This window comes from Polaromonas sp. P1_H6, from assembly GCF_056405195.1.
In genome coordinates, this window is sequence record NZ_JBFUCN010000004.1 from 133,349 (window position 1) to 155,909 (window position 22,561).

At 64.3% G+C, this 22,561-nt stretch carries 30 protein-coding genes; 2 read left to right on the forward strand and 28 right to left on the reverse strand.

Going from position 1 to position 22,561, the window contains the following annotated elements; all coding sequences use genetic code 11:
- The first annotated feature begins 198 nt into the window (after window positions 1–198).
- Window positions 199–1,563 (forward strand): GGDEF domain-containing protein, encoded by a 1,365-nt coding sequence (locus tag AC1D1F_RS05450; RefSeq protein ID WP_477696948.1) that lies wholly within the window; start codon window positions 199–201, stop codon window positions 1,561–1,563.
- Window positions 1,564–1,584: 21 nt separating this feature from the next.
- On the opposite strand, the gene AC1D1F_RS05455 is transcribed toward AC1D1F_RS05450, so the two are convergent.
- On the reverse strand, window positions 1,585–2,346 hold the full coding sequence (locus tag AC1D1F_RS05455; RefSeq protein WP_477696947.1) for a Nif3-like dinuclear metal center hexameric protein: 762 nt from the start codon (window positions 2,344–2,346) through the stop codon (window positions 1,585–1,587).
- Window positions 2,347–2,367: 21 nt separating this feature from the next.
- Window positions 2,368–2,973 carry a chalcone isomerase family protein gene (locus tag AC1D1F_RS05460; RefSeq protein ID WP_477678045.1) on the reverse strand — a complete coding sequence of 202 codons (606 nt, stop codon included), beginning with the start codon at window positions 2,971–2,973 and terminating at the stop codon, window positions 2,368–2,370.
- Window positions 2,974–3,205: 232 nt separating this feature from the next.
- Between AC1D1F_RS05460 and AC1D1F_RS05465 the strand changes: the two genes are divergently transcribed.
- Window positions 3,206–4,366 (forward strand): S1C family serine protease, encoded by a 1,161-nt coding sequence (locus AC1D1F_RS05465; protein ID WP_477652458.1) that lies wholly within the window; start codon window positions 3,206–3,208, stop codon window positions 4,364–4,366.
- 16 nt (window positions 4,367–4,382) lie between these two features.
- Here AC1D1F_RS05465 and tatC read toward each other — a convergent pair whose 3' ends face one another.
- The 26 genes from tatC to AC1D1F_RS05595 form a co-directional block, all read right to left on the reverse strand.
- Window positions 4,383–5,183: a twin-arginine translocase subunit TatC gene (gene tatC / locus AC1D1F_RS05470; RefSeq protein ID WP_477678046.1), complete on the reverse strand. Its 801-nt coding sequence runs from the start codon at window positions 5,181–5,183 to the stop codon at window positions 4,383–4,385.
- Between the two features lie 67 nt (window positions 5,184–5,250).
- Window positions 5,251–5,718, reverse strand: coding sequence for a Sec-independent protein translocase protein TatB (gene tatB / locus AC1D1F_RS05475; RefSeq protein ID WP_477678047.1), 468 nt, complete (start codon window positions 5,716–5,718; stop codon window positions 5,251–5,253).
- Window positions 5,719–5,735: 17 nt separating this feature from the next.
- Complete coding sequence (tatA, locus tag AC1D1F_RS05480; RefSeq protein WP_477678048.1) at window positions 5,736–5,978, reverse strand: Sec-independent protein translocase subunit TatA; 243 nt, start codon at window positions 5,976–5,978, stop codon at window positions 5,736–5,738.
- 172 nt (window positions 5,979–6,150) lie between these two features.
- The gene (locus tag AC1D1F_RS05485; protein ID WP_477678049.1) at window positions 6,151–6,510 is read right to left on the reverse strand and encodes a histidine triad nucleotide-binding protein; all 360 of its coding nucleotides are present in this window, start codon (window positions 6,508–6,510) and stop codon (window positions 6,151–6,153) included.
- Between the two features lie 22 nt (window positions 6,511–6,532).
- The gene (locus AC1D1F_RS05490) at window positions 6,533–6,883 is read right to left on the reverse strand and encodes a DUF4870 family protein (protein ID WP_477696945.1); all 351 of its coding nucleotides are present in this window, start codon (window positions 6,881–6,883) and stop codon (window positions 6,533–6,535) included.
- A gap of 55 nt (window positions 6,884–6,938) precedes the next feature.
- A complete protein-coding gene (locus AC1D1F_RS05495; protein ID WP_477652452.1) occupies window positions 6,939–7,334 on the reverse strand; it encodes a phosphoribosyl-ATP diphosphatase in 396 nt (131 codons plus the stop codon).
- Entirely contained in the window at window positions 7,321–7,743 is a 423-nt protein-coding gene (hisI, locus tag AC1D1F_RS05500; RefSeq protein WP_477696944.1) for a phosphoribosyl-AMP cyclohydrolase, read from the reverse strand. Before hisI ends, AC1D1F_RS05495 begins: the two co-directional genes overlap by 14 nt.
- 146 nt (window positions 7,744–7,889) lie before the next feature.
- On the reverse strand, window positions 7,890–8,693 hold the full coding sequence (hisF, locus tag AC1D1F_RS05505; RefSeq protein ID WP_477677551.1) for an imidazole glycerol phosphate synthase subunit HisF: 804 nt from the start codon (window positions 8,691–8,693) through the stop codon (window positions 7,890–7,892).
- Between the two features lie 47 nt (window positions 8,694–8,740).
- Window positions 8,741–9,481 (reverse strand): 1-(5-phosphoribosyl)-5-[(5-phosphoribosylamino)methylideneamino]imidazole-4-carboxamide isomerase, encoded by a 741-nt coding sequence (hisA, locus tag AC1D1F_RS05510; protein WP_477677552.1) that lies wholly within the window; start codon window positions 9,479–9,481, stop codon window positions 8,741–8,743.
- Window positions 9,482–9,581: 100 nt separating this feature from the next.
- Window positions 9,582–10,268 carry an imidazole glycerol phosphate synthase subunit HisH gene (hisH, locus tag AC1D1F_RS05515; protein ID WP_477677553.1) on the reverse strand — a complete coding sequence of 229 codons (687 nt, stop codon included), beginning with the start codon at window positions 10,266–10,268 and terminating at the stop codon, window positions 9,582–9,584.
- 110 nt (window positions 10,269–10,378) lie between these two features.
- Window positions 10,379–11,005, reverse strand: coding sequence for an imidazoleglycerol-phosphate dehydratase HisB (gene hisB / locus AC1D1F_RS05520; protein ID WP_477677554.1), 627 nt, complete (start codon window positions 11,003–11,005; stop codon window positions 10,379–10,381).
- The gene (hisC, locus tag AC1D1F_RS05525; protein WP_477677555.1) at window positions 11,002–12,096 is read right to left on the reverse strand and encodes a histidinol-phosphate transaminase; all 1,095 of its coding nucleotides are present in this window, start codon (window positions 12,094–12,096) and stop codon (window positions 11,002–11,004) included. Before hisC ends, hisB begins: the two co-directional genes overlap by 4 nt.
- Window positions 12,093–12,551 (reverse strand): PIN domain-containing protein, encoded by a 459-nt coding sequence (locus AC1D1F_RS05530; protein WP_477677556.1) that lies wholly within the window; start codon window positions 12,549–12,551, stop codon window positions 12,093–12,095. The genes hisC and AC1D1F_RS05530 overlap by 4 nt, the downstream gene beginning before the upstream one ends.
- A complete protein-coding gene (locus AC1D1F_RS05535; RefSeq protein ID WP_436157475.1) occupies window positions 12,548–12,781 on the reverse strand; it encodes a CopG family transcriptional regulator in 234 nt (77 codons plus the stop codon). The genes AC1D1F_RS05530 and AC1D1F_RS05535 overlap by 4 nt, the downstream gene beginning before the upstream one ends.
- Before the next feature lie 54 nt (window positions 12,782–12,835).
- On the reverse strand, window positions 12,836–14,152 hold the full coding sequence (gene hisD / locus AC1D1F_RS05540) for a histidinol dehydrogenase (protein WP_477677557.1): 1,317 nt from the start codon (window positions 14,150–14,152) through the stop codon (window positions 12,836–12,838).
- Between the two features lie 3 nt (window positions 14,153–14,155).
- Entirely contained in the window at window positions 14,156–14,806 is a 651-nt protein-coding gene (gene hisG, locus AC1D1F_RS05545) for an ATP phosphoribosyltransferase (protein WP_477677558.1), read from the reverse strand.
- Window positions 14,803–16,083, reverse strand: coding sequence for a UDP-N-acetylglucosamine 1-carboxyvinyltransferase (gene murA, locus AC1D1F_RS05550; RefSeq protein ID WP_477677559.1), 1,281 nt, complete (start codon window positions 16,081–16,083; stop codon window positions 14,803–14,805). The genes hisG and murA overlap by 4 nt, the downstream gene beginning before the upstream one ends.
- Before the next feature lie 6 nt (window positions 16,084–16,089).
- Entirely contained in the window at window positions 16,090–16,341 is a 252-nt protein-coding gene (locus tag AC1D1F_RS05555) for a BolA family protein (protein WP_477677560.1), read from the reverse strand.
- 13 nt (window positions 16,342–16,354) lie between these two features.
- Complete coding sequence (locus AC1D1F_RS05560) at window positions 16,355–17,110, reverse strand: ABC transporter permease (RefSeq protein WP_477677561.1); 756 nt, start codon at window positions 17,108–17,110, stop codon at window positions 16,355–16,357.
- Window positions 17,107–18,072 (reverse strand): ABC transporter ATP-binding protein, encoded by a 966-nt coding sequence (locus tag AC1D1F_RS05565; protein ID WP_477696941.1) that lies wholly within the window; start codon window positions 18,070–18,072, stop codon window positions 17,107–17,109. The genes AC1D1F_RS05560 and AC1D1F_RS05565 overlap by 4 nt, the downstream gene beginning before the upstream one ends.
- 107 nt (window positions 18,073–18,179) lie before the next feature.
- Window positions 18,180–18,452 (reverse strand): STAS domain-containing protein, encoded by a 273-nt coding sequence (locus AC1D1F_RS05570; protein WP_477652439.1) that lies wholly within the window; start codon window positions 18,450–18,452, stop codon window positions 18,180–18,182.
- A gap of 15 nt (window positions 18,453–18,467) precedes the next feature.
- A complete protein-coding gene (locus AC1D1F_RS05575) occupies window positions 18,468–19,112 on the reverse strand; it encodes an MlaC/ttg2D family ABC transporter substrate-binding protein (protein ID WP_477676334.1) in 645 nt (214 codons plus the stop codon).
- 202 nt (window positions 19,113–19,314) lie between these two features.
- Complete coding sequence (locus AC1D1F_RS05580; RefSeq protein WP_477676333.1) at window positions 19,315–20,094, reverse strand: MlaA family lipoprotein; 780 nt, start codon at window positions 20,092–20,094, stop codon at window positions 19,315–19,317.
- On the reverse strand, window positions 20,091–20,597 hold the full coding sequence (gene mlaD / locus AC1D1F_RS05585) for an outer membrane lipid asymmetry maintenance protein MlaD (protein ID WP_436157486.1): 507 nt from the start codon (window positions 20,595–20,597) through the stop codon (window positions 20,091–20,093). The genes AC1D1F_RS05580 and mlaD overlap by 4 nt, the downstream gene beginning before the upstream one ends.
- A gap of 119 nt (window positions 20,598–20,716) precedes the next feature.
- Window positions 20,717–21,511 carry a lipid asymmetry maintenance ABC transporter permease subunit MlaE gene (mlaE, locus tag AC1D1F_RS05590; RefSeq protein WP_477676332.1) on the reverse strand — a complete coding sequence of 265 codons (795 nt, stop codon included), beginning with the start codon at window positions 21,509–21,511 and terminating at the stop codon, window positions 20,717–20,719.
- Window positions 21,508–22,353, reverse strand: a complete 846-nt coding sequence (locus tag AC1D1F_RS05595; RefSeq protein ID WP_477676331.1) for an ABC transporter ATP-binding protein — start codon at window positions 22,351–22,353, stop codon at window positions 21,508–21,510. Before AC1D1F_RS05595 ends, mlaE begins: the two co-directional genes overlap by 4 nt.
- Window positions 22,354–22,561: the final 208 nt, after the last annotated feature.

Below are 22,561 nucleotides of genomic sequence, written 5' to 3' on the forward strand. Positions count from 1 at the left end.
ACGGCGAATTCCAGCGGCAGGGTGCATTCCGCGGCAGGACGGACCATAATCGCGAAAAAATGGGTATGCCCGCGGGCGGCACGACGCCGCGGCTGGCAAAAAAACACGAGGGGTTCGGGCAGATGCATTCTTGGGGTATTTTGGCGCAAACCATAGCGCAGCGGCCGGCGGGCCCTTGCCCGCAGTGCTGAGCCGGCCATGAATGCGGCCGTCCACCTGCTGATGCCCGACGCCGACATGGTGCTGTGGAGCGCGGCCGCCGGCGCGCTCGGCCTGGTGGTCCTGCTGGCCTTGGCCGATACCTTTTACAGCCGCACGCGCGCCGCCTCACAGACGCTGGCCTACCTGGCCTTGTGCTGGGTGGTGGTGCTGCTGCTCAGCGGGCTGCCCGCCGCCATCTGGCCTGACACGCAAGACCCGCTGGCCATGGCGCAGGTCCTGGCCGGGCCGCTGTGCGCGGCCATGGGCAGCTACGGCGCCAGCCAGTGGCTGTCGGCCCACCAGCGCGACCACCTGATGAAAGTCAGCCTGCTGGCGATGACCCTGGTGTGCCTGGCGGGCGGGCCGCTGTGCCTGCTGCTCGCGCCTGAATGGCGCCTGCCGGTCTCCGGCGCGCTGGCGATCGCCAACCTGTCGGTGGTGCTCTGGCTGTCGGTGCGCGCCACGCAACTGGGCGACCGTATGGCCTGGGGCCTGGCCCTTGGCTGCCTGCTCACCCTGCCCGCGCAGATCGGCCTTTATGGGATGGCGCTGAATACCACGCGGCCGCCGCTGCTGCTGCAGGCCGGCGTGGCGCTGGCGGCGCTGCTCAGCGTACTCATCACCGCCGCGATGCTCTGGCTGCGCAACCACCAGATCCGGCAGATGATGCAGGGCGAGGTGTCGCGGCGCGACCCCATCACGCAGCTCTACGATGGCGTGGCCATGGTGCAGAAAATCATTCGCGCGCAGCATCGTCGCCAGCGCACCCGGCGCGACGGCGCCCTGATGGCCGTGCTGCTGTTCGAGCCCGAGCGCTTGCTGCCGCAAATAGGCCAGGCAGGCCTCAACGACATTTACATCCAGCTGGCGCGCCGCATGCAACGCCACACCGGCACCGTGAACCCGGCGGGGCGCTACTACGACCGCTGCTTCGTGGTGCTGCTGGAGACCATGCACTCGCCGCGCTGGATACGCACGCTGGGCCTGCGTGTGGCCACCAGCCTGCGCCGCCCCCTGGACGTGGCCTCGCTGGACGGCCGGCACATCCGGATCTCGCCGGACATCGCCGTCGGCATCGTCCACCTGTCGGCCGCGGGCAAGGACGTGGACCAGCTGCTGCACGAAGCGCAGTCGGTTGCTGAGGCCGCTCGCGCGATGCGCTCCCGCGCGGCGCTGCTGGACCCGGAAAGCCGCACCGCCGTGCCGGTGGAACATGCCGAACTGGGCTCCAGCTGGCGCGCCCTGCGCGACGCCGTGCCGAAGGCGGCTTCACGGCCCCAAACCACGAAAACCCCGAAAAGCCCGAAAACCGCCGGCATCAAGCCGCCCCGGGCCGGCCGGCCGCGCCACAAACCGGCCTGACCCGGCCGCTGCGGACGGAGCTCAGGCCGGGTTGTCGATATCGATGAACTGGTGGGCCAGGCCCAGCTGCGCCGCGACCTGTCCCGCCACCGCCGGCGCGCCGTAGCGCTCGGAGGCGTGGTGGCCGCAGGCGATGAAGGCCACGCCCATCTCGCGCGCGTAATGCGCTTGCGGCTCGGAAATCTCACCCGTGATGAAGGCGTCGGCGCCCGCGGCGATCGCCGCCTCGAAATAACCCTGTGCGCCGCCGGTGCACCAGGCGATGCGGTGGATGGCTTTCTGCGCCGGCCCGGCCTGGACGACCGGCCGCTTCAGCACTTGCTGCACATGCGCCGCCAGCGCAGCGGTGTCGGCAAAACGGCCGCCGTCGGCGCGCTCCCCCATAAAGCCCAGGTCCTGCTCGCCGAAGCGCCCGCTGGCGGCCAACCCCAGTTGCAGGCCCAGTTGCGCGTTGTTGCCCAGTTCGGGATGCGCATCCAGCGGCAGGTGGTAGGCATAGAGATTGATGTCATGGGCCAACAGCAATGCCAGGCGCTGCTTCATCCATCCCGTGACGCGGCCATCCTGGCCGCGCCAGAACAGGCCGTGGTGCACAAAAATGGCATCGGCCCGCGCGGCCACCGCCGCCTCTATCAGCGCCAGGCTGGCGGTGACGCCGGAGACGATCGTGTGGACTTCAGGCTTGCCCTCGACCTGCAGGCCGTTGGGGCCGTAGTCCTTGAAGCGCGCGGGCTGCAAAAGCGCGTCAAAGGCCTGCAGCAAGTCCTGTCGTGTGGTGTTCATGGCCCGATTGTCTCAGGGCGCTCAGTTTTTTTCGAGGCCCAGCAGGGCGTCCTTCAGCATGAAGTCGGCCGGCACGGAGCCCAGCCAGATGCCCAGCACCATGCGGAAGAACTCCGCGTCGCCGACCGGCGCACCCTGCGGCTGCTCGACGATGAAAAAGCTGGTGCCTTTGCCCGGAACGAACTCCATCGCAAAGGAATCGCCGGGCATCAGCTTGCTGCGGCCCGAGAAGATGTCGATCAGCCGGTTGCTCGACACCGAATGGCGGCTGACCGCATCGCGGCTGGAGTTGTCGGCCATGCCGCGCAGGAAGAGCCGGCCGAGGTCGGTGCCGGAGACTTCCCGCAGCGCCACGAATGCCAGGCGGATGGGCGTGCCCAGCTTCATCGCCTCATCGGCCGACGCCACCTTGCGGCTCGTGTACATGGCCATGTCGTAGACCTGGAAAATGGCCTTGAAGCGTGTGCCGGCGCCGTTGAGCTGCAGCGCCGTGCCCTGCACCACCAGGCTGGCCGGAAATTTCGTCGCGGTGGGCGCGGCCAGGACCGGCAACGCCAGCCCCGCCGAACCCGCCGCCATTACGGCCGCGCCGCGCGCAAGCCAGGTCCGCCTTGAACATTGATGCATGAATGTCGCCTCCGTTATGGTTGTTGATTCCGGGACGGCTGTTCCGGCCAGTCCCGCGGCGCGGCCTGGCAGCCGCCCGGAAACATGGTACCGGAGCAAAGCGGCATGCTTGCTTACAAGCGGCCGGGGACCCGAAGCGATAAACTTCATCACCCGGCCGCTCCCCGGCCAGGCCCCTGGCTTCACACCTGTTTGTTCCCCGCACCCCGCGCCGCACCCGCCCCATCGCTTCATGAAACGTACCTGGCTTCTTTTTTCCCAAACGGTGACCGTCCTGCTGGCCGCCTATTTTGTGGTGGCCACGCTCAAGCCACAGTGGCTGGATCGCGGCAACACGCCCGGTGTCTCCGTGATCGAGGCTCCCGCCGGTAGCGCACCGCGCAGCCCGGGCGCCGCCGGCGGTTTTGCCTCGGCCGCCAAAACCGCTTCCGCAGCCGTCGTCAGCATCAACACCAGCAAGGCCGCCGCCAGGAACCCGCACGCCGAAGACCCGTGGTTCAAGTTTTTCTTCGGCGACCAGAGCCCCAACGAGCCGCAAGGCGGGCTGGGCAGCGGCGTGATCATCAGCGCCAGCGGCTACATCCTGACCAACAACCATGTGGTCGAGGGCGCCGACGACATCGAGGTCATCCTCAACGACACGCGCAAGGCCAAGGCCCAGGTCATAGGCACCGACCCCGACACCGACCTGGCCATCCTCAAGATCGACCTGGACAAGCTGCCCGTCATCGTGCTGGGCAACTCCGACGCATTGCAGGTGGGCGACCCGGTGATGGCCATTGGCAACCCCTTCGGCGTGGGCCAGACCGTCACCGGCGGCATCGTGAGCGCGCTGGGGCGCAACCAGCTGGGCATCAACACCTTTGAGAACTTCATCCAGACCGACGCGGCCATCAACCCCGGCAACTCGGGCGGCGCGCTGGTCGACGTGAACGGCAACCTGATGGGCATCAACACCGCGATCTACTCGCGCTCGGGCGGCTCCATGGGCATAGGCTTCGCCATTCCGGTGTCCACCGCCAAACAGGTGCTTGAAGGCATCGTGAAGGACGGCCAGGTCACGCGCGGCTGGATAGGCGTGGAGCCGCAGGACCTGAACCCCGAGCTGGCCGAGACCTTCGGCCTCAAGCCCGCGGCGGCCAGGGACGGCGGCGTCATCATCACCGGCGTGCTGCAAAACGGCCCCGCCGCGCAGGCCGGCATACAGCCGGGCGACGTGATCACCGCGGTGGATGGCAAGGGTGTGCGCAATGTGAGCCAGTTGCTGACCGCCGTGGCTGCCCTCAAGCCCGGCACCCCCGCCCCGCTGACGGTGCTGCGCAAGGACAAGCAGACCGAAATCGCCGTCACGCCCGGCAAGCGCCAGCGGCCCAGGGCACAGCAGCAGCGTTAGGCTGCCGGCGGCCGTTTCAGGATTTGGCCGCTTCGGCGTCGCCGTCGGTTTCGGGCGGCTTGGTGTGCTTGACGAAGAGCAGGGCCGCGAGGATGCCCACTTCATAGAGGCCTCCGACAACACCCAGCAGCATGATCATCGAGCCCGCGTCCGGCGGCGTGACCAATGCGGTGCCGATGGCGGCCGCCACCCAGAAGTACCCACGGTATTCGCGCAGTTGAGCCACGGTGAGCACGCCCATGCGCACGAGCAGGATCACCGCGATCGGCACCTCAAAGGCCAGCCCGAAGGCCAGGAACATGCCCAGCACGAAGCTCAGGTATTCCTCGATGTCAGGCGTGGCGATGATGGACTTGGGCGCAAAACTCTGGATGAAATGAAACACCTGCCCGAACACGACGAAATAACAAAACGCCACACCGATAAAAAACAGCAGCGTGCTGGAGATCACCAGCGGCATGACCAGTTTTTTCTCGTGCGAATACAGGCCGGGCGCGACGAAAGCCCATACCTGATAAAGCACCACCGGCAGCGCGATCATGAAGGCTGCCATGAACAGAATCTTGATCGGCACCACGAAGGGCGTGATCACGCTGATGGCGATCAGCTTGGAGCCCTGGGGCAGGGTTGCCACCAGCGGCGCGGCCATCAGGTCATAGAGGGCACTGGCACCGGGGAAAAACGCCAGCACGGCGGCGGCGATGCCGATGGCAACCACCGCCTTGATCATCCGGTCGCGCAGCTCCATCAGGTGCTGCACAAAGGGCTGCTCAGTGCCCGCGAGTTCGTCGGGCTTGTCGGTGTTGGGATCGCTCATGAAGGAAGTTTGCGCTGGGTGGGTGGCGCCGTGGGATGCGCAAAAAACAGAAGGTCAGCAGGAAGGCTCAAGACAGGCGGCCCGGCTGCGGACGGAAACGTGCCACGCGGGCTGCCCCCGACTGCGCGCGGGTGCGCACGCCGGAACGGGCCTTGTACCACTGGGGTGTCGCGCCCTGCTTGAGCCGCCACTTCTTTTTCGGGTGCTTGTACTCAGGGAAAATTTCCATGCCCGGCAAGGCGCCTGAGGACGGCTCGCCCGTGGCCTCGGCCCAGGACTTCTCGAAGTCGCTGGCATTGGTCTGGATGGAATTCTCGACGTCGCGGGCGGCGCCCTCGACGCTTTCCTTCATCTTCTTGAGTTCGTCCAGCTCCATGGAGCGGTTGACCTCGTTTTTGACGTCGGCCACATAACGCTGGGCCTTGCCCAGCAACATGCCCACGGTGCGCGCCACGCGCGGCAGCTTTTCCGGGCCGATGACGATCAGCGCCACGGCGCCTATCAGCGCCATTTTGGAAATGCCGAGGTCAATCACTGAATGTCAGGCCTGAATTACGATTTCTGGCGAGCTTCGACGTCGATGGTCGTTTTGTCCGAGGCCTGGGCGTTCGTCGTGACACTTGCAGGCGGCACAGGAACGTCGGCGGGAGGCTGGCTGCCGTCCTTCATGCCGTCCTTGAAACCCTTGACCGCACCACCGAGGTCGCTGCCCATGTTCTTCAACTTTTTGGTGCCAAAAACCATCACCACGATCAACAGCACGATCAACCAGTGCCAAATGGAAAGTCCACCCATGATTTACTCCTAGTCTGGAATTGAGATGTGTAAGTGCAGGTAAATGCGAAATTGCCGGTTTGCACGGAACTGGCTTGATTCTAAAGGCCCGGCCTGTCAGGACGCTGATTACACACATTGCCCTACCGGGTTAGTGCGCTTGCTGGCGCCGGGGTTCCCTTTGCTCCTCGATCTAACCTTTCAGCCAAGGGCGGGGGCCACCTATGACGTGAAAGTGCAAATGATGCACTTCCTGCCCGCCTTCGGCACCGGTATTTGTCACGATACGGTAGCCGCCTTCCGGGTAGGGATTGCAGCCCTGCTCAATCGCCAGCTTGGGCGCCAGCACCATCATGCGGCCCAGCAGCGCGGCGTGTTCGGGACCCACCTGCGCCATGGACGGGATATGCGCTTTGGGGATGACCAGGAAATGCACCGGCGCCCAGGGGTTGATGTCGTGAAAAGCGAACAATTCGTCGTCCTCATAGACCTTGCGGCTGGGGATGGCGCCTGCGGCGATCTTGCAGAAAATGCAATTATCGGAATGGTTCATGGCTTGGTCAGCTTGGAAGGACTTAAGTGGGGCGATGGCTGTTGAAGCGCATCCAGCCGCGCACGCAGCGGTACAGGTACCAGAACCACACGACTACGTAGGCGATAAAACCCGGGAACACAAACAGCAGCCACAGCGGCGACAGCAGCACCAGCCAGCCCAGCGTCCACCAGAAGGTGCGGATCATGTAATTGTGGTGGTCGATGTAGAGCGGGTCGGACTCTTCGGCGCGGCGTATGTAGTTGACGATCAGGGCGATCACCGCAAACACGCCGCCGCTGAACCAGGCCAGCGTGTGCAGGCCGTACAGCACGTGCATGACAACGCGGTCGTTGGGGTTCTTGCCTTCGAATTCGGCCAGATCGGTTTCCATGGGTCAGCTTCCTGTCACGGTGAAGTCAAAAGTGAAATCGGCGGCCGGCGCGCGCTCACGGTTTTTCAGCCGCGTCGCGATGCTGGGCCTTGCGCAGCGCTTTTTCCTCGATGCCGCTGGTGCCTTCGCGGCGCTCCAGTTCGGCGATCACGTCGGCCGGGCTCAGGCCGTAGTGCGCCAGCGCGATCAGGCTGTGAAACCACAGGTCGGCGACTTCACCGACCAGCTTGCCCTTGAGCTCGTCCGACGCACCGCCCTGGGCCAGCGCACAGTCAATGTCCTTGGCGGCCATCACGGTTTCGGTGGCCTCCTCGCCGATTTTCTTCAAAAAGGCGTCGGGGCCCTTGTGCAACAGGCGCGCCACATAACTTTTGTCCGGGTCTCCGCCGTTGGCCGCTTTGCGGCTTTCGATGATGAGCGCCAGGCGCTGGAGGGAGTCATTCGTGGTCATGTTTGCCGGGAGTCTGTTTATACATGCTTGTCGGGTCTTTCAGGACCGGCTCGGTCACTACCCACCGGCCGTCTTTATACACACTGAAAAAGCAGCTGTGACGGCCCGTGTGGCAGGCGATGCCCGGCGTGTGACCCAGCTGAGTCACCTTGAGCAGGATCACGTCGTTGTCGCAGTCCAGGCGGATTTCATGCACCGTTTGCTGGTTGCCGGATTCCTCGCCCTTGTGCCAGAGACGCCCGCGCGAGCGGCTGAAATACACCGCCTGGCCCAGCTCGGCGGTTTTTTGCAAGGCCTCGCGGTTCATCCAGGCGAACATGAGCACATCGCCGCTGGAGGCTTCCTGTGCAATGACCGGGATCAAACCCTTGTCGTCCCAGCTGATGTCGTCAAGCCAATTTTGGGTCATGAGGCAATTGTCACGGATTTGGAAGGAGACACTAAAGCAAGGATATCGCGGGACCGGCTTTGCCGGACCGCAGATATCGCCCCGGCAGGGGGGAAGGCGCTACACGCAGTGAGCGTCCGACGGGGGTTGCGCCTATTCGACGGGGGTTACGTCATCCTCACGGGGATACCCCGTTCAGCCATATGCTGCTTCGCCTGCTGCACCGTGTATTCGCCGTAATGAAAAATGCTGGCGGCCAGCACTGCATCGGCGCCGCCCGTCTGCACGCCGTCGGCCAAGTGTTCCAGGTTGCCGACGCCGCCCGAGGCGATCACCGGCACGCTGACGGCATCGCTCACCGCGCGGGTCAGGGCCAGGTCGAAGCCCGACTTGGTGCCGTCGCGGTCCATGCTGGTCAGCAAAATCTCACCGGCGCCGCGCCGTGCCATGTCGGTGGCCCAAGCCACGGCGTCCAGGCCGGTGTTTTTGCGCCCGCCATGGCTGTAGACGTCCCAGCCCGGGCCCACGGGTTCGCCGGCGGGGGTCAGGCGTTTTTCGTCTTCCGCATTGCGGCGCTTGGCATCAATCGCCACCACGATGCATTGCGAGCCGTACTTGGCCGACGCGTCGGCGATCACCTGCGGATTGGCGATGGCGGCCGAGTTGAAGCTGGTCTTGTCGGCCCCGGAATTGAGCAGGCGGCGCACGTCTTCGACGGTGCGCACACCGCCGCCCACCGTCAGGGGAATGAAGACCTGCGAGGCCACGGCCTCGATGATGGGCAAAATCAGGTCGCGCCCGTCGCTGGTGGCCGTGATGTCGAGAAAGGTCAACTCGTCGGCGCCCTGCTCGTTGTAGCGCGCGGCGATTTCCACCGGATCGCCCGCGTCACGCAACTGGGTGAAATTGACGCCCTTCACGACGCGACCGCCGGTGACGTCGAGGCAAGGGATGATTCTTTTAGCGAGCATTTGGGTTCAGTGCGTCTGGCGGTGCTTGGGGATGTCTGTAGACACTCCTAGCCATTCAATTCATCTGCCCTAGCCTGCGCTTTTTCGAAATCAAGATCACCGCTATAAATCGAGCGCCCGCAGATCACGCCTTCCACACCCTCGTCCTCGACTTCGCAAAGCTTCTCGATGTCGGCCATGTTCGAAAGGCCGCCGGAGGCGATCACCGGAATCGTCAGCGCCTGGGCCAGCTTGACGGTGGCATCGATGTTGATGCCGGTCAGCATGCCGTCGCGGCCGATGTCGGTGTAGATGATGGATTCGACGCCGTAGTCCTGGAATTTTTTGCCCAGGTCTATGACTTCATGGCCGGTCATCTTGCTCCAGCCGTCGGTAGCGACCTTGCCGTCCTTGGCGTCCAGGCCGACGATGATGTGGCCGCCGAAGGCGGTGCAAGCATCCTGCAGGAAACCTGGGTTCTTGACGGCGGCCGTGCCGATGATGACGTAGCGCAGGCCGGCGTCGAGGTAGCGCTCGATGGTGTCCAGGTCGCGGATGCCGCCACCCAGCTGCACGTCGATTTCGCTGCCCACCTCGGCCAGGATCTGCTTGATGGCCGCCTCGTTCTTGGGCTTGCCCGCGAAGGCGCCGTTCAGGTCCACCAGGTGCAGGCGCCGCGCGCCCTTGTCGACCCAGCTGCGCGCCATGGCGGCCGGGTCTTCGCTGAAGATGGTGGATTGATCCATGTCGCCCTGTTTGAGGCGGACGCAGTGACCGTCTTTCAGGTCAATCGCGGGGATGAGTAGCATGTGGCGGTAAAAAAGACGGTAAAAAAAGAAAACGGGTGCTCAGGGTAACAAAAAGCGGGAAGCCCCGATACCGGGTCTGACCCAAGGCGGCTGTGAGTGGCTACGGGTTCCAGTGCAGGAAATTGCGGTACAGGGCCAGCCCGTGGTCGGCGCTTTTCTCGGGGTGGAACTGGGTGGCAAAAATATTATCGCGTGCAATCGCCGCCGCGAAGCGCGCGCCGTAATCGGCCTCGCCGGCGATGTGGCGCGCATCCGACGGGCGGGCATAAAAGCTGTGCACGAAGTAAAAGTAGGCGCCGTCGGGCACGCCGGCCCAGACCGGGTGGGGTGCCGTGCCCGCACCATTTTGGTAAACCTGGTTCCAGCCCATCTGGGGTACCTTGTAGCGGCTCCCGTCAGGCTGTGCCCTGCCCGCCAGTTCGAACTTGACGACCTGGCCGGGAATCAGCCCCAGGCCGGGGGTGCCGGCACCGCCGTCGCCGGGCTGGCCTTCGTCGCTGTGGCTCAGCAGCATTTGCATGCCCACACAGACGCCGAACAGCGGTTTGTGGGCCGCCGCGTGCAGCACCGACTCCAGCATGCCGGAATCGGCGAGCTCACGCATGCAGTCGGCAATGGCGCCCTGGCCGGGCAGCACAATGCGCTCGGCGTTCATGACGTCTTCGGCTTTGGAGGTGACCAGCACCTCAAAGCCGCTGCCCGCCGCCACATGGCGCACGGCCTGCGAGACAGAGTGCAGGTTGCCCATGCCGTAGTCGACCACGGCCACTGTTTTGGGTTTTGCCATCAGGGGTTCAAGAAGGGTTGGCTGTGAATTTAAGGGCTGCCGGCGCCCATTGTCAGGGGGCGATGCCAAAAACAAAGGTGGGTTTCGGCGCGGCGGCTTTGGGAAGAAGCTTAAAGCGAGCCCTTGGTCGAAGGGATCACACCGGCCGCGCGCGGGTCTATCTCCAGCGCCATGCGCAGCGCGCGGGCAAAGGCCTTGAACACGGTCTCGGCCTGGTGGTGGGCGTTTTCACCCTTGAGGTTGTCGATGTGCAAGGTCACGAAGGCATGGTTCACAAAACCCTGGAAGAACTCGTAGGCCAGCTGGCTGTCGAAGGTGCCGATCATGCCGCTCTTGAAGGGCACGTGCATCTCCAGGCCCGGGCGGCCCGAAAAATCGACCACCACCCGCGACAGCGCCTCATCGAGCGGCACATAGGCGTGGCCGTAACGGCGCAGGCCTTTCTTGTCGCCCACGGCCTTGGCCACGGCCTGGCCCAGCGTGATGCCCACGTCTTCCACCGTGTGGTGGCCGTCGATGTGCAGGTCGCCCTTGGCCTGGATGTCCAGGTCGATCAGCCCGTGGCGGGCGATCTGGTCCAGCATGTGGTCGAAAAAGCCTATGCCCGTGGACAGGCTGGCCTTGCCGGTGCCGTCCAGGTTGAGCTTGACGGTGATCTGGGTCTCCGCCGTGTTGCGCGAAACTTCGGCCGTCCTGGGTGCCAGGGGAACGGTGGAAACAGGTGTGGGGGTAGTCATAGGGATTTTTCAAGCGCCGCCAGCATTTGCGCGTTCTCGTCCGCGGTGCCGACCGTCAGGCGCAAACAATTGGCCAGCAATGGATGCATTTTAGAAACGTTTTTAACCAGCACCTTGTGCGATTTCATGCCTTCGAAGGCCCTGGCCGCATCGGGCACCCGCACCAGGATCATGTTGGCGTCGCTTTTCCAGGCTTTGACGCCCTTGGCAGCCATGCCGGCCAGCGCGTCCATCAGCACGGCACGCTGGGCCACCAGCGCCTCGGCTTGGGCGGCGAATTCGGCCTGGTGCTCCAGCGCGAACAGCGCGCATTCGTAATTCAGCACGCTGATGTTGTAGGGCGGGCGCACCTTGTCGACCTCGGCAATCAGGGCCTTGGGGCCCATCATGTAACCGATGCGCACGCCGGCCAGCCCGAACTTGCTCAGGGTGCGCATCAGCAGCACGTGGCCGTGCCTGGCAATGCGGTCGATGTAGCTTTTGCTCGAGAACGGCTGGTAGGCCTCGTCCATCACGACCAGCCCCGGCGCGGCTTCGACGATCTTCTCGATCACCGCGTCGTCCCACAGGTTGGCCGTGGGGTTGTTCGGATAGGCCAGGTAGATGATGGAGGGCTGGTGCTCCTGGATGGCGGCCAGCATGGCGGCTTCGTCCAGCTCAAAGTCGGCCGTCAGCGGCACGCCGATGAATTTCAGGCCCTGCAGCTGGGCGCTCATGGCGTACATCACAAAGCCCGGCAGGGGCGCCAGTATGGAGCCGCCTTCCACGTCGCAGGCCATAGCCAGCAGCGAGATCAGTTCGTCCGAGCCGTTGCCCAGCATGATGTCGAAGCCCTCGGGCATACACGCGTAGTCGGCCAGTGCCTTGCGAAGGTCGTTGACCCGGCCGTCGGGATAGCGGTTCAGCGCCAACGCGCCCAGGCGCTGGCCCAGCCTGGCCTGCAGCGCCATGGGCAAGCGATGCGGATTTTCCATGGCGTCAAGCTTGACCATGCCGGCAGAGTCCTGGATGGCGTAGGCGTGCATGGACTGCACGTCCTGGCGTATCAGTTTTTTGAGCTTGTTATCCAACAGAGGGGCAGGCAGGGTCATGCAAGGGGCTCCAACAGTTCAACGCCGGTTTTAAAAGGATTGATCACCTGGACACCGCCGTAGTGCTGCTCATGGGCCAGGTTTTCGCTGAGCAGGTAGCGGCAACCCAGATGCTGGGCCGCCGCGACGACCAGGCTGTCCCGGTAATCCAGGCCGTAGCGGCTCTCCACCGCCCAGGCAGATTCAACGGTGGCGTGGTCGGTTAACCAGGGCTGCCAGAGCGCATAGCGGCGCACTTCAGCGCGCGCATCGCCCGCGGGCATGGGTGGCTGGATCTTGCGCGTGGCCAGCAGGTAAAACTCGTTGAGCACCTGCGTACTGGTGCGGCCCAGCCCGCGTCGCCACAGCACGGTCAGCCAGGCCAGCGCGGCTTGTTGCCGGGCCGGGTCGGCGCCGTCTTCGCTGTAGACCAGGATGCTGGCGTCGACAAAAACGTTGTTCGAAGCCTCGCTCATGCGCCGGCCTCATCCAGGTCGACACGTCTGGGATAGGGCTGGCCGTCGGACACCCACAGCCGGTCCTTGTTTTGCCAGTCGTGCATGGCGCGCTGGTAGGCGTCGGTCCGCTGCATCTTCTCGGCCAGCATCTCGCCCACCAGGCGCGAAACGCTGGTATTGCGCCGCGCCGCCTCGATGCGTGCCCACTCCAGGGCGGCATCGTCGACGGTGATGGTGACGTTCTTCATGGCCTGAAGTTTACACGAATTTCGTGTTGCACGAATTTCGTGTAATTTAAAGCCTTATTTCAGCCGCATCTCGGCCGCCCGCGCATGCGCCTGCAGGCCTTCGCCGTAGGCCAATTCGGCGGCGATCTTGCCTAGCACCTGGGCGCCGGCTTCGCTGACCTCGATCAGACTGGAACGCTTCTGGAAGTCGTACACGCCCAGCGGCGAGCTGAAACGCGCCGTGCCGCTGGTGGGCAGCACGTGGTTGGGGCCTGCGCAATAGTCGCCCAGCGATTCGCTGGTGTAGGCGCCCAGGAAGATGGCGCCGGCGTGCTTGAGCAGCGGCTCCCACTTGTGCGGGTCGCGGCTGGAGACTTCCAGGTGTTCGGGTGCGATGCGGTTGCTGATCGCGCAGGCCTCTTCCATGCTGCGCGTGTGGATCAGCGCGCCGCGCCCGCTCAGGGACTTGGCGATGATCTCGGCGCGCGGCATTTCGGGCAGCAGGCGATCTATGGCGGCCTGCACGGCGTCGATATAGGCGGCGTCGGGGCACAGCAGGATGCTTTGGGCGAGCTCGTCATGTTCGGCCTGGCTGAACAAGTCCATGGCGACCCAATCGGCCGGCGTGCTGCCGTCGGCCAGCACCAGGATTTCCGAGGGGCCGGCGATCATGTCTATGCCCACCGTGCCGAAGACGCGCTTCTTGGCGCTGGCGACGTAGGCATTGCCGGGGCCGGTGATCTTGTCGACCTTGGGCACGGTCTGCGTGCCGTAGGCCAGCGCGGCCACGGCCTGGGCGCCGCCAATGGTGAAAGCGCGAGTCACGCCGGCCACGTAGGCGGCGGCCAGCACCAGCGCGTTTTTCTCGCCTTTGGGCGTGGGCACGACCATGATGATCTCGCCGACGCCGGCCACGTGGGCGGGGATGGCGTTCATCAGCACCGACGAAGGGTAAGCCGCCTTGCCGCCGGGCACATAGATGCCGACGCGGTCCAGCGGCGTGACCTTCTGGCCCAGCAGGGTGCCGTCTTCGTCGCGGTAGCTCCAGCTTTCGCCACTGGCCTTCTTTTGGGCCTCGTGGTAGCTGCGCACACGGCGCGCGGCGGCTTCGAGCGCATCGCGCTGGGCGGCGGGAATCGCATCGAATGCGGCCTTCAGCTCGGCCTGCGTGAGTTCCAGCTGGCCCATGACGGCCGCCTCCAGGCCGTCAAAGCGCGCGGTGTATTCCAGCACCGCCGCATCGCCACGCTGCTGCACGTCGGCCAGGATGTCGGCCACGCGCTGCTCGATGGCGGCGTCGGTGTCGGCGGACCAATGCAGGCGCGCCTCGAATTCGGCCTCAAAGTTGGCGGAAACAGTGGACAGGCGGGCGGGTGCGGCGGTCGGCTTCATGGGTCAGGATTTTCGCGAGGAGGCCGTGGCGGCCGAAAGGGCGTCTATGAGCTGGCGTATCGGCGCCTGCTTGAGCTTGAGCGCGGTCTGGTTCACCACCAGGTGCGAGCTGATGTCCATGATGCGCTCCACTTCTACCAGGTGGTTGGCCTTGAGCGTGCTGCCGGTGGAGACCAGATCGACGATGGCGTCGGCCAGGCCCGTGAGCGGCGCGAGTTCCATGCTGCCGTAGAGCTTGATCAGGTCGACGTGCACGCCCTTGGTGGCGAAGAAGTCGCGCGCGATCGCCACGTATTTGGTGGCAACTTTCAGGCGCGAACCCTGGCGCACGGCGGCGGCGTAGTCAAACCCCTCGCGCACGGCCACGCTGATGCGGCATTTGGCGATCTGCAAATCAAGCGGCTGGTACAGGCCCTGGCTGCCGGACTCGAGCAGGGTGTCCTTGCCGACCACGCCGATGTCGGCGCCGCCGTACTGCACATAGGTGGGCACGTCGGTGGCGCGCACCAGCACCACGCGCACGCCGGGCTGGTTGGTGTCCAGGATCAGCTTGCGGGATTTTTCGGGATCGTCCAGCACCTCGATGCCGGCGCTTTTGAGCAACGGCAGGATGTCGTCGAAGATGCGGCCCTTGGAGAGCGCTAAGGTGATCATGCTTTGACCCGTTCTATGTCTGCGCCGATGCCGCGCAATTTCGCTTCCATCTGGTCGTAGCCGCGGTCCAGGTGGTAGATGCGGTCCACCAGGGTTTCGCCTTCGGCCACCAGGCCGGCGATCACCAGGCTGGCGGAGGCGCGCAGGTCGGTGGCCATGACGGTGGCGCCGGACAGCTTTTCGACGCCCTCCATCACCGCGACCTTGCCTTCGATCTGGATTTTGGCGCCCAGGCGCACCATCTCGTTGACGTGCATGAAGCGGTTCTCGAAGATCGTCTCGGTCACCGTGCTGCTGCCCAGCGCGATGGCATTAAGCGCCATGAACTGGGCCTGCATGTCGGTGGGGAAGCCGGGGTACTCGGTGGTGCGGAAGGATTGCGCCTTCATGCGGCCGCTGGCCTGGATGCGGATAAAACCCTCGCCCGCCGTCACGATGGCACCGGCTTCGCGCAGCTTGTCGATCACGGCGTCGAGGTGGTCGGCGCGGCCGTGCTTGAGCACGACGTCGCCGCCGGCGGCTGCCACGGCGCACAGAAAAGTGCCGGTCTCGATGCGGTCGGCTACTACCTGGTGGGTGCAGCCGTACAGGCGCTCCACGCCCTGGATGCGGATGCGGCGCGTGCCGTGGCCCTCGATCTTCGCGCCCATCTTGATGAGCATTTCGGCCAGGTCGCCGATTTCCGGCTCCTGGGCCGCGTTTTCCAGGATGGTCTCACCCTCGGCCAGGCTGGCGGCCATCAGGAAGTTTTCGGTCCCGGTGACGGTCACCATGTCGGTGGTGATGCTGGTGCCCTTCAGGCGCCCTCTTTCGCCATTCGGGCCGGCCGGCAGCTTGGCCAGCATGTAGCCGTGCTCCACGGCGATCTCGGCGCCCATGGCCTGCAAACCCTTGATGTGCTGGTCCACCGGGCGCGAGCCGATGGCGCAGCCGCCCGGGAGCGAGACCGTGGCTTCGCCGAAGCGCGCCAGCAGCGGGCCCAGGGCCAGCACGGAGGCGCGCATGGTCTTGACCAGTTCGTAGGGCGCCTCGGGCGAACTGAGCTTGCCGGCGTTGATGCGCACCGTGCCGTCGTCGCCGCGTTCGGCCTCGACACCCATGTTGCGGACCAGCTTGAGCATGGTGGCCACGTCCTGCAGGCGCGGCACGTTGCGCAGCGTGACGTCGTCGGCCGTCAGCAGCGCGGCGCAGAGCTCGGGCAGCGCGGCATTCTTGGCGCCTGAAATTTCGACCGTGCCTGCCAGCGGCTTGCCGCCCTTGATGAGTAGTTTGTCCATGTTTGTTCAGTTCGCGTTGCTGTTGTTATTGGCCCATTCGGCCGGCGTGTAGGTTTTCATCGACAGCGCATGCACTTCGTCGGTCTGCATGCGGCCGCCCAGTGTGGCGTAGACCTTCTGGTGGCGCTGGATCAGGCGCTGGCCTTCAAAGGCGCTGGAGACCACGGTGGCATACCAGTGGCGGCCGTCGCCCGACAGCTCGAGGTGCTCGCAGGGCAGGCCCGCGGCGATGATGGATTGGAGTTCTTCGCTGGTCATGTTTTGTGCTCAGTCAGTGCCGTATTTTGTAGCCGGTCCGCAGCAGGTTGACGGCGATGGCGCTGACAGCCAGCAGGGCCGTCGCCACGATGCCCAGGCTCAGCCACGGCGAGACGTCGCTGACGCCGAAAAAGCCGTAGCGGAAACCGTCGATCATGTAGAAGAAGGGGTTCAGGTGGCTGACCTTCTGCCAGAAAGGCGGCAGCGAGTGGATCGAGTAAAACACACCGCTCAGGAAGGTCATCGGCATGATGACGAAGTTCTGGAAGGCCGCCATCTGGTCGAACTTCTCGGACCACAGGCCGGCGATCACGCCCAGCGCGCCCAGCATGGCGGCGCCCAGCACCGCGAACAGCACGATCCACAGCGGCGCTACAAAAGCCGGCTGGCCGAAAAACACGGTGACGGCGAACACGCCCATGCCCACCAGCAGGCCGCGCGCGACCGAGGAGCCCACATAGGCGAAAAACCAGTGCCAGTGCGACAGCGGCGTGAGCAGCACAAACACCAGGCTGCCCATGATCTTGCTCTGGATCAGCGAGGAAGAGCTGTTGGCGAAGGCGTTCTGCAGCACGCTCATCATCACCAGGCCGGGCACCAGGAAGGCGGTGTAGCTGACCTGGTTGTAAACCTTGACCTGGTCTTGCAGCACGTGGCCGAAGATCAGCATGTAGAGCACGGCGGTCAGCACCGGCGCGCCCACCGTCTGGAAACCGACCTTCCAGAAGCGCAGGGTTTCCTTGTAGAGCAGGGTTTGCCAGCCGGTCATGTTGCTACTTTCGCGAGGTCTACCGCCACGGCAGCACCATCGCCAGCGGGCTTCTTGTTCATGACGTCGAGGAACACGTCTTCGAGGTCGGCTTTGCGGATTTCAACGTCTTCGGCCACCAGTCCCGCCTCGCGGATGGCCGCGAGGTATTGTTCAATTTCGTTCGCGTTGTGCGCCGGGAATTGCACGATACGGCCGGTGATGCGAGCCTGCACAGCGAGATGCGTGGGCAGTTCGCTGTCGATCTTGAAGCGCAGCACATTGGAAGACGCCGCCTTGAGCAGTTCGGAGGTCTGCGCCAGCGCCACCACCCGCCCCTGCTTGAGCATGGCGATACGGCTGCACAAGGCCTCGGCCTCTTCGAGGTAATGCGTGGTCAGCAGCACGGTGCTGCCCTGCTTGTTGAGTTTGGCGATGAACTGCCACAGAGTCTGGCGCAGTTCGACGTCGACGCCGGCGGTGGGCTCATCGAGCACGATGACCTGCGGTTTGTGCACCAGCGCCTGCGCCACCAGCACCCGGCGCTTCATGCCGCCCGAGAGCTGGCGCATATTGGCATTGGCCTTGTCGGCCAGGCCCAGGCTGACCAGCAGCTCGTCGATCCAGTCGTCGTTGTGCTTGATGCCGAAATAGCCGGACTGGATGCGTAGCGCCTCGCGCACCGAGAAGAAGGGGTCGAACACCAGTTCTTGCGGCACCACGCCGAGCTTGCGCCTGGCGTTGGCATAGTCGGTCAGCACGTCGCGGCCGTGTACTTTGACGCTGCCGCCGCTGGCGCGCGACAGGCCGGCCAATATGCTGATGAGGGAGGTTTTTCCGGCGCCGTTGGGGCCCAGCAAGCCAAAAAATTCGCCCTGCCGGATATCGAAACTGACGTCGTCAAGCGCCTTGACGACGGGACCCGTCTGATTTCGCGCGGAGGAGTAGGTTTTGGAGACGGACTGGAATGAGATCGCTGGCATGAGCCCGCCATTTTAAGGGCGGATGCTGTTTTTCAACCGGGCGCGCCGTGCAATGCCCTTGGCGGGATCGCCTTGAGGGCCAATGGCGGCTGGTTGCGAGTGAAGCGTCAGGCCTGGGCGGCCGGAATCAGTTCGGCAACGCCATAAAGGCCCGCCAACTGGCGCAGGCGGGGCGGCAGGCCCGCTACCGAAAAGTCCTTGCCGGCGGCCAGCGCTTCGCGCCGGCACTCCAGCAGCACGGCCAGCGCGGAGGAATCAAATTCCTTGAGTGCGCCGGCGTCCGCCACCACCCCGGCCGGCTGGGATAGCACAGCCTGCTTCAGGCCGCGGGCAAAACCTGCGGCCTCGGCATGCGTGAGGATGGGGGGAAGCGTCAGCACCGGCAGCGCGTCCGCTCAGGACTTCTTGGCGCTTGCGCCGCTGTTGGACTGGTTGCGCTGCACCAGCGAGGCGATCAGGCCGTCCACGCCCTTGGTGCTGATTTCCTGGGCGAACTGGGTGCGGTAGGTTTCCACCAGCCACACGCCGAGCACGTTCAGGTCATAGATCTTCCAGCCCGTGGGGGTTTTTTCCATGCGGTAGTCGAGCTGGACGGGGTCACCACGGCCCAGCACTTCGGTGCGCACCACCACTTCGGTGTCGGCAGCCTCCGCGCGCAGCGGCTTGACGCTGACGCTCTGGTCGCTGACCTGTGCCAAGGCGCCGGAATAGGTGCGGATCAACAGGATCTTGAACTCGTCCTGCAGCTTCTTTTGCTGCTCGGGCGTGGCCTGGCGCCAGTTGCGGCCCACAGCCGCCGCCGTCATGCGCGTGAAGTTCACGTTGGGCATGATCTTGCTGTCAACCAGGGACAGCACTTTGGTCAGGTCGCCGGCTTTCACGGCTTTATCGGTCTTGATGTTGTCCAGCACTTCAGCCGACACCCGTTTGATCAAGGCGTCAGGGGCCTCGACCTGTTGGGCGCGGACAAAGGGCGCGGCGCCCAGCAGGGCCAGGCTAAGGGTGGCGGTTAACAAATGGCCAAGAGTTCTGCGTTTCATGGTGTTCCTTCGGTGTCGAAACCCGGTATCAGCTTCATGGCATCGGGTTGATGCATGACACGCTGAAAGCCGGTGTTTCGAAGGTATTTTGCGGGATTGTGTTCGGACTGGGGATGAAGTTATTCGGCAGTCTTGTAAATATTGGCGCTACCAGGCCTTCTCAAGGCCTGGTTTTGGCCCTGTTCAAGCTTGTTTCACCTGCTTACTTGGCTGCCGGCGCCGGCGCAGGCGCGGGCGTGGCCTGCGCGCCTTCAGGCAGGTCAAAGCGTTCTTCCTTTTCCACCGTCCCATTGCCGATCAGGCTGTTGCGGCGCTGCTGGTAGATATCGCGGGTAAAACTGTATTTGTCCAGCGCTGCCTGGTCCAGCACGTCACTGGCGCCCAGCAGGTTGGCGCGGACGTTGACCACGCGCAGCGTCGTCAGGGTATTGCGGACACGGACATTGCTGGCCTGGGTGACCGCGTCCATCTGGGAGTCCACCAGCAGGCCGGCGGTATCGCGAACCGAGGAGGAGCCCAGCACGGGCAGTACCAGGTAAGGACCCGATCCCACGCCCCAGACGCCCAGGGTCTGGCCGAAATCTTCCGAGTGTTTCGGAATCTTCATTTCACTGGCCACGTCAAATATGCCGCCCAGGCCCCAGAGGGTGTTGGTGGTGACGCGGAACAGGCTGTCGGCGGCCGCTTCGCCCTTGCCCTGCAGCAGGTTGTTGACCATGGACCAGACATCGGAAATGTTGCCGAAGAAGCTGGTGACACCAGTGCGCACGGGCTGGGGCGTGACGTCGCGGTAGGCGGTGGCCACGGGCTTGAGGACGGTGCGGTCCAGGCCTTCGTTGAAGCCGAACATGGCCCGGTTGAAGGGCTCCAGCGGATCGGACGGATTGGCGCCGGGGCCGGTTGCGCATCCCTGAAGCAGCGCTACTGCGAGAACAGCGCCGGCCCACCCTGTTGATTTTTTCATTGTGTTGTTGAATGTCATTTTTTTTCTGTCGTCGCTGGTGGCGGCGCAGACCCTGATCCGGAACTGCTATCCGCCGCTTTACTGTATAAAAACTGGCTGATCAGATTCTCAAGTACTACGGCAGATTGCGTGTTTTTGATCACGTCTCCCGCCGCGAAATTTTTCTCGTCCCCGCCGGCCTCCACGCCGATGTACTGCTCGCCGAGCAGGCCGCTGGTCAAAATCTTGAGTGAGCTGTCCTTGGGAAACACATAACGGCTCTCCATCGCCAGGCTGACACTCGCCTGGTAGGACTTGTCGTCGAAAGTGATATTTTCAACCCGTCCGACCACCACGCCCGCACTTTTAACCGCGGCGCGCGGCTTCAGGCCGCCAATATTGTCGAATTTCGCCGTGATCTTGTAAGAAGTGTCGAAATTCAGTGAGAGAAGGTTGGCGGATTTGAGCGCCAGGAACAGGATGGCGGCGCCCCCAATCAGGACAAACAGGCCAACCCAGAGATCATTTTTGGAGCGTTGCATGGTTCTTCTTTCAGTGGCCCCGAAGGGCAGCCCTGCACCGACCATTCAAGGCGAACACTGGAACGGTGGATTTTCTCATGGGCGGATTAAAAATGTTTTAGGGTGGTTGAAAGGCCGGATCAGAGGCTGAACATCGACGCGGTGAGCAGGAAATCCAGCCCCAGCACGGCCAGCGAAGCCACCACCACAGTGCGCGTGGTGGCGCGCGAAACGCCTTCTGGCGTGGGCTGGGCCCCAAATCCCTGGTGCAGGGCGACAAAGGTGACGGTCACGCCGAACACAAAACTCTTGATGATGCCGTTGCCCACGTCGCGCCAGACGTCCACGCCGGACTGCATCTGGCTCCAGAAGGAGCCGGCGTCTATACCGATCATGACCACGCCGACCAGCCAGCCGCCAATGATGCCCACGGCGCTGAACACTGCCGCCAGCAACGGCATGGCGATGACGCCGCCCCAGAAGCGCGGCGCCAGGATGCGGCGTATCGGGTCGACCGCCATCATTTCCATGGCCGACAGTTGCTCGCCGGCCTTCATCAGGCCGATTTCAGCGGTCAGGGCCGTGCCGGCGCGGCCGGCGAACAGTAGCGCGGTGACCACCGGCCCGAGTTCGCGCACCAGGCTGAGCGCCACCAGCAGGCCCAGCGCCTCGGCCGAACCGTAGCGCTGCAGCGTGTAGTAGCCCTGCAGGCCCAGTACAAAACCGACAAACAGGCCGGACACCGCGATGATGGCCAGTGAATAGTTGCCCAAAAAGAAGATCTGGTCGCGCACCAGACCAAAGCGGGCCAGCGCCGGCCCGGTCAGGGCCACCAGCCGCGACATCAGCCGAGCGGCATAACCCAGGTCGACCAGTTGCCTGCGCACCGCAAAACCGAGGCCGGACACCAGGCCGACGGGACTGTAGCGGCTCATGCGCGCTCCTTTTTGACTGCTTCCGCGTTGCCGAAGTCGGCCTCCACGCCCGGCCCCGGGTAATGGAATTTCACGGGGCCCTCGCTCTCGGCATTGACGAACTGGTGCACCAGCGGGTCCGTGGAATGCCTGACCTCGTCGGGCGTTCCCTGCGCCGCGATGCCGCCGTTGGCCAGGATGATGACCTTGTCGGCGATACGGAAGGTTTCTTCCAGGTCGTGCGAGACGATGATGCTGGTGATGCCCAGGGTGTCGTTGAGTTGGCGTATGAGCTGTGCGGCGGTGCCCAGCGAGATCGGGTCCAGCCCCGAGAAAGGCTCGTCATACATGATGAGTTCGGGGTCCAGCACGATGGCGCGCGCCAGCGCCACGCGCCTGGCCATGCCGCCGGAGATTTCGCTGGGCATCAGGTCGCGCGCGCCGCGCAGGCCCACGGCGTTGAGCTTCATCAGCACGATGTCGCGGATCAGGCGCTCGCCCAGCGCGGTGTGCTCGCGCAGCGGGAAGGCCACGTTGTCGAACACGCTCAAATCGGTGAACAGCGCGCCGAACTGGAACAGCATGCCCATGCGCCGGCGGGCGAGGTAGAGTTCTTCCTGTACCAGCTGGCCGACGTCCTTGCCGTCAAACAGCACGGCGCCGCCGGTGGCCTTTTGCTGGCCGCCTATGAGCCGCAGCACGGTGGTCTTGCCGCCGCCCGATGCCCCCATCAGCGCGGTGACCTTGCCCCGCGGCACGGACAGGGTGACTTTATCGAGGATGACACGATCGCCAGCCGAACCCGGGTAGGAGAAGGTCACATCCTTGAATTCAACCAGTGATGAAGCGGAGATGTCGGCCATGGGGCAAAAGGAAAGCCGACGAAGGCGCCGGCGGATGCTAAGGGAATGCCCTAATGATACGGGGTTTGGCCCGACCCATCCCGGGAAGTAATACCCGCCGGTAATACCGTGGGGTCTCCGCCCTGCTCACCTTGCGGTGCAGGCCATCGCGCATCCAGGCAAACGCCTGGATTCCCTTAACCGCCGGATATTGCGTTCAACAGGGCGT

Excerpts from the sequence above, each read along its gene's own strand:
- AC1D1F_RS05450 (WP_477696948.1), top strand. The coding sequence starts at position 199 with ATGAATGCGGCCGTCCACCTGCTGATGCCCGACGCCGACATGGTGCTG.
- AC1D1F_RS05455 (WP_477696947.1), bottom strand. The coding sequence starts at position 2,346 with ATGAACACCACACGACAGGACTTGCTGCAGGCCTTTGACGCGCTTTTG.
- AC1D1F_RS05460 (WP_477678045.1), bottom strand. The coding sequence starts at position 2,973 with ATGCATCAATGTTCAAGGCGGACCTGGCTTGCGCGCGGCGCGGCCGTA.
- AC1D1F_RS05465 (WP_477652458.1), top strand. The coding sequence starts at position 3,206 with ATGAAACGTACCTGGCTTCTTTTTTCCCAAACGGTGACCGTCCTGCTG.
- tatC (WP_477678046.1), bottom strand. The coding sequence starts at position 5,183 with ATGAGCGATCCCAACACCGACAAGCCCGACGAACTCGCGGGCACTGAG.
- tatA (WP_477678048.1), bottom strand. The coding sequence starts at position 5,978 with ATGGGTGGACTTTCCATTTGGCACTGGTTGATCGTGCTGTTGATCGTG.
- AC1D1F_RS05485 (WP_477678049.1), bottom strand. The coding sequence starts at position 6,510 with ATGAACCATTCCGATAATTGCATTTTCTGCAAGATCGCCGCAGGCGCC.
- AC1D1F_RS05490 (WP_477696945.1), bottom strand. The coding sequence starts at position 6,883 with ATGGAAACCGATCTGGCCGAATTCGAAGGCAAGAACCCCAACGACCGC.
- AC1D1F_RS05495 (WP_477652452.1), bottom strand. The coding sequence starts at position 7,334 with ATGACCACGAATGACTCCCTCCAGCGCCTGGCGCTCATCATCGAAAGC.
- hisI (WP_477696944.1), bottom strand. The coding sequence starts at position 7,743 with ATGACCCAAAATTGGCTTGACGACATCAGCTGGGACGACAAGGGTTTG.
- hisF (WP_477677551.1), bottom strand. The coding sequence starts at position 8,693 with ATGCTCGCTAAAAGAATCATCCCTTGCCTCGACGTCACCGGCGGTCGC.
- hisA (WP_477677552.1), bottom strand. The coding sequence starts at position 9,481 with ATGCTACTCATCCCCGCGATTGACCTGAAAGACGGTCACTGCGTCCGC.
- hisH (WP_477677553.1), bottom strand. The coding sequence starts at position 10,268 with ATGGCAAAACCCAAAACAGTGGCCGTGGTCGACTACGGCATGGGCAAC.
- hisB (WP_477677554.1), bottom strand. The coding sequence starts at position 11,005 with ATGACTACCCCCACACCTGTTTCCACCGTTCCCCTGGCACCCAGGACG.
- hisC (WP_477677555.1), bottom strand. The coding sequence starts at position 12,096 with ATGACCCTGCCTGCCCCTCTGTTGGATAACAAGCTCAAAAAACTGATA.
- AC1D1F_RS05530 (WP_477677556.1), bottom strand. The coding sequence starts at position 12,551 with ATGAGCGAGGCTTCGAACAACGTTTTTGTCGACGCCAGCATCCTGGTC.
- AC1D1F_RS05535 (WP_436157475.1), bottom strand. The coding sequence starts at position 12,781 with ATGAAGAACGTCACCATCACCGTCGACGATGCCGCCCTGGAGTGGGCA.
- hisD (WP_477677557.1), bottom strand. The coding sequence starts at position 14,152 with ATGAAGCCGACCGCCGCACCCGCCCGCCTGTCCACTGTTTCCGCCAAC.
- hisG (WP_477677558.1), bottom strand. The coding sequence starts at position 14,806 with ATGATCACCTTAGCGCTCTCCAAGGGCCGCATCTTCGACGACATCCTG.
- murA (WP_477677559.1), bottom strand. The coding sequence starts at position 16,083 with ATGGACAAACTACTCATCAAGGGCGGCAAGCCGCTGGCAGGCACGGTC.
- AC1D1F_RS05555 (WP_477677560.1), bottom strand. The coding sequence starts at position 16,341 with ATGACCAGCGAAGAACTCCAATCCATCATCGCCGCGGGCCTGCCCTGC.
- AC1D1F_RS05560 (WP_477677561.1), bottom strand. The coding sequence starts at position 17,110 with ATGACCGGCTGGCAAACCCTGCTCTACAAGGAAACCCTGCGCTTCTGG.
- AC1D1F_RS05565 (WP_477696941.1), bottom strand. The coding sequence starts at position 18,072 with ATGCCAGCGATCTCATTCCAGTCCGTCTCCAAAACCTACTCCTCCGCG.
- AC1D1F_RS05575 (WP_477676334.1), bottom strand. The coding sequence starts at position 19,112 with ATGAAACGCAGAACTCTTGGCCATTTGTTAACCGCCACCCTTAGCCTG.
- AC1D1F_RS05580 (WP_477676333.1), bottom strand. The coding sequence starts at position 20,094 with ATGACATTCAACAACACAATGAAAAAATCAACAGGGTGGGCCGGCGCT.
- mlaD (WP_436157486.1), bottom strand. The coding sequence starts at position 20,597 with ATGCAACGCTCCAAAAATGATCTCTGGGTTGGCCTGTTTGTCCTGATT.
- mlaE (WP_477676332.1), bottom strand. The coding sequence starts at position 21,511 with ATGAGCCGCTACAGTCCCGTCGGCCTGGTGTCCGGCCTCGGTTTTGCG.
- AC1D1F_RS05595 (WP_477676331.1), bottom strand. The coding sequence starts at position 22,353 with ATGGCCGACATCTCCGCTTCATCACTGGTTGAATTCAAGGATGTGACC.